Genomic DNA, 8,948 nt, shown 5'->3' on the forward strand with positions numbered 1-8,948 from the left:
CCCCTGCGCACGTTGCCATCATCGGTGCGGGGATGGTCGGACTGGCCACCGCCTGGTTTCTACAGGAGCGTGGCGTACGGGTCACCGTCCTCGACGGGGCACTGGCCGGCGGAACAGCGCTTGACGGGGCACTGGCCGGCGGCACGCTGGCCGGCGGAGCGGCGAACGGTGGGGCACTGGCCGGCGGAGCGCTGGCCGGGCGGAGCGCCCAGGGCAGACGCTCGTCGGCCGGCGGCTGGCCGGCGGTCCGGGAGCCCCAGGGCAGCCCCTCGTCGGTCCGCGCGCCCCAGGGCCGGCCCTCGTCGGCCGGCGCGCCACTGACCGGGCGTGCTCCCCAGGACGGGCGCTCGTCGGCCGGCGCGCCACTGACCGGGCGTGCTCCCCAGGACGGGCGCTCGTCGGCCGGCGCTCCGCTCACCGGGCGTGCTCCCCAGGACGGGCGCTCGTCGGCCGGCGCTCCGCTCACCGGACGTGCTCCCCAGGACGGGCGCTCATTCGCGGGCGGCCCGCTGGCCGCCCGGGCGGCCCAGGAGGGGCGCTCCTCAACCGGCGGCGCGCTGGTCGGCATGGCCGCCGCCCAGGACGGCCGGTCGGCCGGGTCGGGTTCGATCGGCGGCTCGTGCCCCGGGCCGGGGTCGCTCGCCGACGGAGGCGGCTCGTACGGACGGGGTCGGTCGGCGCGTACCGCCTCGTAGGGACGGGTCGGCTCGGCGCGCACCGGCTCGTACGGACGGTTGGGCTCGCTGGCCCAGCCCGGGGCCGGCACCTCGCGCGACCGCCGGCCGGCGGTCTCGCCCTCGCCGCGCGCCCAGGACGGAGCCCAGTCGCTGACCGGGCCGGAGCGGGCCCAGCTCGGCCGCTCGGCCTCGGCCGGAGGTGGCTCGGTCGGCGGCTGACCGGCCGCCGGATCGGGGCCGGGCACGGGCGGCCGATCGGCGGCGGAGTGGTCGGTGGCGGGTGGCGCGGGCCGGGGCTCGGGGGTCGACTCCGGCGGGAAAGTGTCCTCCCACCCGTACGGCTGGCCGGGCACCGCCTCCTCCCCGGGCCACTGCGCGCCGGGCGCGTGCAGGCCGGGCGGCATCTCGAAGCCGGAGGCGGCGGTGCCGACGGGCGGCACCTGAACGGCCGGCGGCGCGGAGGTCGGCAGGCCGGTGACCGGCGTCACGGGCTGCTCGGCGGGTGGAGCGGGACGTTGCGCCGGCACGACGAGCCGATCGCTGCCGGGGTCGTGGCCCGGCTCACGCAGCCCGGGCGGGGCGCTCACCGGGGCCTGTCGGCCGGTCACCGGCTCGTCCGCGTGGGGCACGCCGTTCACGTGGTGCACGCCGTTGACGTGATGGCCGTTGACCCGGGCCGGCTGCTCGGGCTCACCTGCCGGCGCGGGCAGATCTGCGTAGCGTGACGACGCGGTGGCCCAGCCGGAGGGCGGCTCGGGCCGGCGCCAGGTCGGCCCGGCGTCGGAGTCCTCCGCACCCCAGGACCAGTCAGCCGCCGGCGGGGCCCACCCGTTGCCGGAACGGGCCAGGTCATCCCGCTGACCCGTCCCGTCGCCGTGCTCTCCCGGGGTGGCGGCACCGGGTTGCCCTGTTTCACTCACCGCGCGCTCCTTGGTCGCCCCCGCTGAGGCTACCGTGTGGCGACAGTGGCGATAAGTTACAGCGGCGGGCCAATTCCGCGAGGGCCAGAGAGGTCCCGACCGGTTCGGGTGAAATGCCGGCCCGTACGACACACTCGGAGGTTCCCATGACCGCTGTGGGGAACGGCGCCCAGACCGCCGGCCGGCCCACGCGCCTACCCCGTTCGGCGCGCCGCAAGCAGCTGCTCGCCGCAGCTCAGGAGGTGTTTGTCGCGCAGGGCTACCACGCCGCGGCCATGGACGACATCGCCGAGCGGGCCGGGGTCTCCAAGCCCGTGCTGTACCAGCACTTCCCCGGCAAGATGGAGCTGTATCTCGCGCTGCTCGACACGCACTGTGACGCGATCGTCGCCAAGGTGCGTGACGCCATGGCGAGCACGACCGACAACAAGGAGCGGGTCAGCGCATCGGTGCGGGCGTACTTCGACTTCGTAGACCACGAGAGCGAAGCCTTCCGTCTGGTCTTCGAGTCGGACCTGCGCAACGAACCGGCGGTACGGCAGCGCGTGGAGCGGGTCGAGCAGGGCTGCATCGCGGCGATCACCGACACCATCATTTCCGACACCGGGGTCAGCCGGGCACACGCGGAGCTGCTCGCCTCCGGTCTGGTGGGCGCGGCCGAGACGGCCGCGCAGTTCTGGCTGGCCGGCGGCCGTCAGGTGCCCAAGGCCGAGGCCGAGGCGTTGGTCGCCGCGCTGTCCTGGCGGGGCATCGCCAGCTTCCCGCTGCAAGGTGAGTCAGCCTGAACTTCGAGCTCGTGATCGGATAGCCTTCGCAGGGCGGCCAATTTCGCCCGACGGAGGAGGAACCGTGGAGGTCAAGATCGGCGTGCAGTACGCGCCGCGCGAGCTGGTCCTGGAGAGCGCACAGTCGCCGGCAGAGATCGAGCAGATCGTGACCGACGCCGTCGCCAGGGGCGAGGGCACCCTTTCCCTGACCGACGAGAAGGGCCGGCGGGTCATCGTGCCGGTCGGCAAGGTCGCCTACGTCGAGATCGCCGAGGCGTCCCCCCGAGCGGTCGGTTTCACCGTTCGCTGACGATCAGTTGTTGAGGCCGGCGGCGGCCATCCGTGCGGTGTGCGCGGTGGTCAGCCGCCGGAACAATCCCGCCACATCCATCTGCTCGCCCTGGGTGATCAAGGTGGTGAGTGCCCCACGGTCGGCGGCGGCCACCCGCCCGGCCTCGGACAGGGCCTCACCGACCAGGCGTCGGGCCCACATCGACAGCCGGCCGGCCACCTTCGGGTCCGCCGCGATGGCGAGCCGGATCTCGGCGGCGGCGAACTCGGCGTACCGCGAATCGTGCAGCACGTCGAGGACCAACTGGCGGTCCGGCTCCCGCAGCGCGCCGGCGATCTCCCGGAGGAAGTCGTCGGTGATCGCGTCCCCGACGTACGCCTTGGTGACCACCTCCGCCCAGTCCCGGGGCTCGGTCGAGTCGTGGTACGCCTGCAACGGCTCGACGTAGGCCGCCATCGCGTCGTCGGGCAGCACACCGAGCACCCCGAGCCGGTCGGCCAGCCGCCGGTAGTTGGCTATCTCGGCGGCGGCCATTTCGCCCAGCGCGGCCCGACGGCGTAGATCCGGGGCAAGTCGGGCATCGGCCGCCATCCGTTCGAAGGCGAGCAGTTCACCGAGAGCCACCAGGCCGAGCAGGTCGGCGACGGCATCACCGAGTGGGGTGGGGGCGGACACGTGCGCAGGCTACCGCCCGGCGACGCCGAGCGGTGAGACAGGTCACATGGAAACCTGCCCGGTGACGCTTGCCCGTTCGGAATTGGGACGGCGTTTGGCCCGTTCAGGTAACATGGAGGAGTTGCCGTAGGTGCCGATCCCGACCGGAGTCGAATCCGATCCCGGTCGAAGTCCGACCCACGGCGCGCGTGCGGCCCGGTCCGCTCGGCTTTCTGCCGCCGACCGTGTGGCCCGCGCCATACCGAAACGCGCCCTGAGGACATGATGGGGCGCACCCACGAGAGGGCACCCCCAAATCCACATGAGTGAGCCGATTCAAGACCTCACAGACGGCCAGGAACTGGCCCCGACCGCCCCGGTCCGACCGGAGGCACCCACCTTCGCCGAGCTCGGCGCGCGCGCCGAGACCGTCGACGCGCTGGCCGCTGCCGGCATCACCCGCGCCTTCGCCATCCAGGAGTACGCGCTCCCGATCGCGCTGCGCGGCGCCGACCTGATCGGGCAGGCCCCGACGGGCACCGGCAAGACCCTCGGCTTCGGCGTGCCGCTGCTCGAGCGGGTCTTCGCACCCGACGAGGGCGGCGACGGACTGCCCCAGGCCCTGGTCGTCGTACCGACCCGCGAGCTGGGCATCCAGGTCGCCAAGGACATCGCCGCTGCTGGCAGCACCCGTGGCGTACGGGTACTGCCGATCTACGGTGGCGTCGCGTACGAGCCGCAGATCGAGACGCTCCGCAAGGGCGTGGAGATCCTCGTCGGCACCCCGGGCCGCCTGCTGGACCTCGCCAAGCAGAAGCACCTGCGCCTGCACGGGGTGCGCGCGCTGGTGCTGGACGAGGCCGACCGCATGCTCGACCTGGGCTTCCTCGACGACGTCGAGCGGATCCTGGCGATGCTGCCGGAAGACCGGCAGACCATGCTGTTCTCCGCGACCATGCCGGACCCGATCGTGACGCTGTCCCGGCGGTTCCTGCGCCACCCGATCACGATCCATGCCGGGCACACCGCCGAGACCGGTCCGTCGCCGCAGACCGAGCAGCTGGTCTACCGCACCCACTCGATGAACAAGATCGAGATCGTCGCGCGGATCCTCCAAGCCGAGAACCGCGGCTTGACCATGATCTTCACGCGTACCAAGCGGGCCGCCGACCGGGTCGCCGAGGACCTCGACTTCCGCGGCTTCGCGGTCGCGGCGGTGCACGGTGACCTCGGCCAGGGCGCCCGTGAGCGGGCCCTGCGGGCGTTCCGGGCGGGGAAGATCGACACCCTGGTCGCCACCGACGTCGCGGCCCGGGGTATCGACGTCAGCGGCGTCACCCACGTCATCAACTACGACTGCCCGGAAGACCAGGACACCTACACCCACCGGATCGGTCGTACCGGCCGGGCCGGGGCGACCGGCGTGGCGGTGACCTTCGTCGACTGGGACGACATGCCCCGTTGGCGGATCATCGACAAGACACTCGGGCTGGACATGCCCGAGCCGCCGGAGACGTACCACACCTCCCCGCACCTCTACACCGACCTGCACATCTCGACCGAGGTGACCGGCACCCTGCCGACGGCCGAGCGCACCCGCGCCGGCCTGGCCGCCGAGGTCGAGGAGGACCTGGGCGGCGGCCGGTCCCGCCGGGGCGGCGAGCCCCGAGGGTCCCGCCGCCGGGGCCCGGGTCGCGGTGAAGGCGGTCGCAGTGAGGGCGGTCGCGGTGAAGGCGGTCGCGGGCGTGGTGACGGCGGTCGCGGCCAGGGCGACGACGCCGCCGCGCCGGACGCCACCGAGTCCGCCGCCGAGGAAGGTGCTCGTACCCCACGCCGCCGGCGGCGCCGCCGGTCGGGCGAGGTTGTGACGGGCACCGACGCCGCCTCGACGGCCGCTGTCGGCACGCCCACCGAGGCCGCCGCCACCGGCAGCGAGAACGCCACGGGTGAGGCCGCACCGCGTTCGCGCCGCCGCCGACGCCGGCGTGGTGCCGGTTCCGCCAGCGGTACGCCGGCCGAGGCGACTACCGACTGACGACGCGCCGCCCGGCCAGCCATCGAACGGGTCGATAACGATCTACAGCTCCCCGCCGCCCTGTCAGGTGCGGCGGGGAGTTGCTTCACGTACGGCCGACACCACCTCAACCGCTCCCTTTGCTCTGCTTCACCCGACGCACTCGTTTTCCACTAGAACCGTTGCGCGGAGTAAGGCAGAGCAAAGGGAGCAAAGGAGGGGAGGCCGATGGCCTGCGACACGCGCGGGCAGGGCACGGCCGAGCCACGCCCTGCGGCCGGGACATCGACTAAAGGCCGTGCGCCGCGTCACCGCCGCCGTGCCGATGTCGGTACGGCCCGGACAGACCTGGAAGATGGAACGATGCCCGAACCGTTGGACTCCGCCCTCGCCGAGGTCCGCTCGATGCTGCTCGGTCCCGCGCTGACCAGGGCCGTGGCCGCGGGTCGCCGGCGCGGCTTGCGCCCCTCGGTGGTCCGGGCCGAACTTCGGCCGGTCGCCCTCAAGGCCGGCCCCCGGCTACAGATCGCCACCTCCGACGGCGCCCGGCCGTTCACCCGCAACGTGACACCGGGGCCGGAGGCAAACGCGGCGGTCGAGGCGCTGCTGGCCGAGCCGTTCGGCAACTGGCACGTGGAGACCGCCGACCGCACGCTACAGCTGCGGGTCACCAAGTCGGGCGAGGCGCAGGTGCACCGCACGGCGGCGGCCCTGCGGGCCGACGTGCCGGCCGGACACGACCGAACCAAGGATTACCTGCTCGACCCCGGAGACCCGATCTTCACCGAGATCGGCGGCTCGGCGGCCAAGCGCCGGCAGGTGGACGCGTTCCTGCGGGCGTTGGTGGCCACGCTGCCCGCCGAGCCGGCCCGGGAGCTGACCGGGCCGCTGCGCGTGGTCGACCTGGGCTGCGGCAACGCGTACCTGACCTTTGCCGCGTACCGGTACCTCGCCCAACTCGGCCTCGACGTCGAGCTGGTCGGCGTGGACGTACGCGAGGACCAGCGCCGCCGCAACACCGAGCTGGCCGAGCGACTCGGCTGGGCGGAGCGGGTGCGTTTCGTGGCCGGCACCATCGCCGACGCGGTCGTCGAACCGGCCCCCGATCTGGTGCTCGCGCTGCACGCCTGCGACACCGCCAGCGACGAGGCGCTGGCCCGGGCGGTGCGCTGGGGTGCCCGCTGGGTGCTCGCCGCGCCGTGTTGCCACCACGACATCGCGGCGCAGCTGCGCACCCGGCCGGCACCGGCACCGTACGACTTGCTGACCCGGCAGGGCATCCTGCGGGAACGTTTCGCGGACGTCCTCACCGACGCCCTGCGTGCCGGGCTGCTGCGGCTGCACGGCTACCGGGCCGAGGTGGTCGAGTTCGTCGACTCCGCGCACACCCCGCGCAACCTGCTCATCCGGGCCCGGCGTACGGGTTCCGCACCGACCGCCGCGCAGCGCACGGAATATCGGGAGCTGGTGGCGCAGTGGCACGTCACGCCGCGGCTGGAGACGCTGCTCGCGCAGCTGCCATCGGACCGGTAGCCGAATCCGGTCCCGCCGGTGGGACCGTCTGGTCGATCAGTCAATTGCGTCCCACCCGTCCCGTACTACTCTCGAAGAACGCACCGTCAGGTGCCGGTCGGGAGGTACGACCCACCGGTGGGTTCGGCAGAGGTTTCGCCACAGATGGCGTTCGCGCGCTTCGTGCGCCGGGCCATCGACGATGCTCGCGAGGAGCGCGGGTGGACGGTCACCGACCTGGCCACGCACACCGGTGTCGGTCGCTCCACCGTCTTCCGCTGGTTGGCCGGCGACTGGCAGGACTACCCCGAGCTGGCCAAGGTCCGGGGCTTCTGCGCGGCACTGGATCTGCCGGTGGCGGCGGCGTTCCGGGCACTCGGCCTGCCGGACGCGGGGCCGGGGCCGCGTCGGCGTGGGGACGACGGTCAGGTCGAGGCCGACGTCCGGGTGATCCTGCAACGGCTGGCCGACCCGACCGTGCCGGCCGAGGAGAAGCATCACATCCGCGACCTGCTGCGCTACCTCGCCCGCCGGCCGATCCGCCGAGCCGGCTGACACCGCCGGGCTACTGCACGGTCACCGTGAACTCGGCGGTCCGCACCTCGCCGCCGGTGGCGAAGTCCAGGTAGAGGCGGTACCGCCCCGGCCCGGGCGTGGTCAGCCAGAACCGGATCGTGCCGTCCGCCAACTCCGGCTCCGGGTGTACGTGCAGGTAACCGAGATCGCCGTCGCGCAACGCGACGAGGTGGCCGTACGCGCCGAGGTAGCGCTCCAGCACCGGGCTGGCACCGTCCGGGCCGGTGACCCGGAAGCTCATCGGCACGGTCAGTCCGGGTTGCGGGGTGCCCTCGTACCCGACGGTGAACCCGTCGACCGTGGTCGCGGTGGCCGGGGCGGGCAGGGCTCGTGGGGCGTAACCGCCGGGGGCGACCAGGTCCACGCCGAGCGTCGTCGCTGTCTGCCGGCCGTCGTCGGCGAGCGCCGTGAAATCCGTGTACGCCCGCCAGATGCCGGGCTGCGGCAGGGTCAGCGGCACCGACCAGGTGCCATCCGCCGCCATGGTGGGGTGCAGATGCTGGTGACCGGTCAGATCGCGGCGTACCACGATCACATGCATCGGCTTGTCGTGCACGACCGCGAACCGGGTGACCGCCCGCCGCTGCCCGTCCCGGATCTGGAACCGAAGCTCACCCGCGCGGCCGGCGGTGAACTCGGCGGACAGCGGGGTGAGCGTGTAACCGTCCCGGCTGACCGCCAGGCCGCCCGCCTCGGCCGCTGCGGCCTGGTCCGCGCCGTGCGAATGCGCCCCGAGGCCGGGGGCGTGGGCGTGGTCGGCCAGCGCGCTGTCCGCCCCGCCCACTGCGGCTGCCGTCCCGCCGTTGTTCATCCGACCGAGCCCGAAGCCGAGCAGCACGGCCAGCACCAGCCCGCCGACCACCAGGGCCAGCCGCAGCGTGGCCCGGTCCGGCACCGCCGAAACCCCGTCCAGGCGGTCCGGCACCGCCGAAACCCCGTCCAGGCGGTCCGGCACCGCCGAGACCCTGTCCAGCTGGTCCGACCCCGCCGAGGGCGCGCCGGAGTCGTCGCCCGCCCCCGCCGCCGGCCGGTGAGCGACCCGCACCGACCCGAGCACGGGCGCGTCGGGTTCCTGGTCAGCCATGCGCCCACCGTACCGTCGGACCCGTCGGCCGCCCGGCGGGTCTGACCTGCCGTGTACCCGGTCACCGTCGATGCGCGAGTGGTCAGCCGGCGACGGCGAGGGCCAGGGGCAGGACGGCGGGGGCACCGGCGCGGCGGAGTTCGCGGGCGGCCATGGTCATCGTCCACCCCGAGTCGACCAGGTCGTCGACCAGGAGCACCGGGCCGGCCAGGTTGGCGAGGGCGTCGGCCAGTGCCTCGGGCACCGCGAGGGTGCCGTGCAGGGCGCGTACCCGCTGGGCGCTGTTGCCACGCGGACCGTCGCCGGCCGGCGGACCGGCCCAGGTCACCCGGCCCAGCAGCGGCAGTCGCCCGACGGCGGCGACCCGCTCGGCCAGCGAGCCGACCAGCAGCGGGTGGGTACGCGAGTCGACCGCGACCACCCCGACCGGCCGGCTCGGCCACGGGTCGTCG

General features: G+C 73.9%; 9 protein-coding genes and 1 pseudogene. 7 read left to right on the forward strand and 3 right to left on the reverse strand.

Translation table 11 applies throughout. From position 1 onward, the window contains the following. The first annotated feature begins 32 nt into the window (after nt 1-32). The 4 genes from AB0M52_RS25540 (at nt 33) to AB0M52_RS25555 (ending at nt 2,674) form a co-directional block, all read left to right on the forward strand. Nucleotides 33-695 carry a hypothetical protein gene (locus AB0M52_RS25540; protein ID WP_363958500.1) on the forward strand — a complete coding sequence of 221 codons (663 nt, stop codon included), beginning with the start codon at nt 33-35 and terminating at the stop codon, nt 693-695. A 368-nt stretch (nt 696-1,063) separates the two neighbouring features. Beyond that, a complete protein-coding gene (locus AB0M52_RS25545) occupies nt 1,064-1,402 on the forward strand; it encodes a hypothetical protein (protein WP_363958482.1) in 339 nt (112 codons plus the stop codon). Nucleotides 1,403-1,743: 341 nt separating this feature from the next. Next, complete coding sequence (locus tag AB0M52_RS25550) at nt 1,744-2,382, forward strand: TetR/AcrR family transcriptional regulator (RefSeq protein WP_111219172.1); 639 nt, start codon at nt 1,744-1,746, stop codon at nt 2,380-2,382. A gap of 64 nt (nt 2,383-2,446) precedes the next feature. Further along, on the forward strand, nt 2,447-2,674 hold the full coding sequence (locus tag AB0M52_RS25555; protein ID WP_111245996.1) for a DUF3107 domain-containing protein: 228 nt from the start codon (nt 2,447-2,449) through the stop codon (nt 2,672-2,674). A gap of 3 nt (nt 2,675-2,677) precedes the next feature. Here AB0M52_RS25555 and AB0M52_RS25560 read toward each other — a convergent pair whose 3' ends face one another. Then, nucleotides 2,678-3,331: a ferritin-like fold-containing protein gene (locus AB0M52_RS25560; RefSeq protein WP_363958486.1), complete on the reverse strand. Its 654-nt coding sequence runs from the start codon at nt 3,329-3,331 to the stop codon at nt 2,678-2,680. Between the two features lie 301 nt (nt 3,332-3,632). Here AB0M52_RS25560 and AB0M52_RS25565 point away from each other — a divergent pair, with 301 nt between their 5' ends. The 3 genes from AB0M52_RS25565 to AB0M52_RS25575 all read left to right on the forward strand — a co-directional run bounded on the left by AB0M52_RS25565 (nt 3,633) and on the right by AB0M52_RS25575 (nt 7,391). Continuing rightward, entirely contained in the window at nt 3,633-5,345 is a 1,713-nt protein-coding gene (locus tag AB0M52_RS25565) for a DEAD/DEAH box helicase (protein ID WP_363958489.1), read from the forward strand. A gap of 342 nt (nt 5,346-5,687) precedes the next feature. Continuing rightward, nucleotides 5,688-6,857, forward strand: coding sequence for an SAM-dependent methyltransferase (locus tag AB0M52_RS25570; protein ID WP_363958492.1), 1,170 nt, complete (start codon nt 5,688-5,690; stop codon nt 6,855-6,857). A 117-nt stretch (nt 6,858-6,974) separates the two neighbouring features. Next, complete coding sequence (locus AB0M52_RS25575) at nt 6,975-7,391, forward strand: helix-turn-helix domain-containing protein (protein WP_363958495.1); 417 nt, start codon at nt 6,975-6,977, stop codon at nt 7,389-7,391. Nucleotides 7,392-7,401: 10 nt separating this feature from the next. On the opposite strand, the gene AB0M52_RS25580 is transcribed toward AB0M52_RS25575, so the two are convergent. After that, nucleotides 7,402-8,496, reverse strand: coding sequence for a hypothetical protein (locus AB0M52_RS25580; protein WP_363958498.1), 1,095 nt, complete (start codon nt 8,494-8,496; stop codon nt 7,402-7,404). 82 nt (nt 8,497-8,578) lie between these two features. Further along, nucleotides 8,579-8,948 (reverse strand): annotated as a pseudogene (locus AB0M52_RS25585) (recombinase RecQ); the annotation flags it as partial.

Origin of the sequence: Micromonospora sp. NPDC051296 (genome assembly GCF_040682255.1) — a bacterium.
Lineage (GTDB): Bacteria > Actinomycetota > Actinomycetes > Mycobacteriales > Micromonosporaceae > Micromonospora > Micromonospora craterilacus.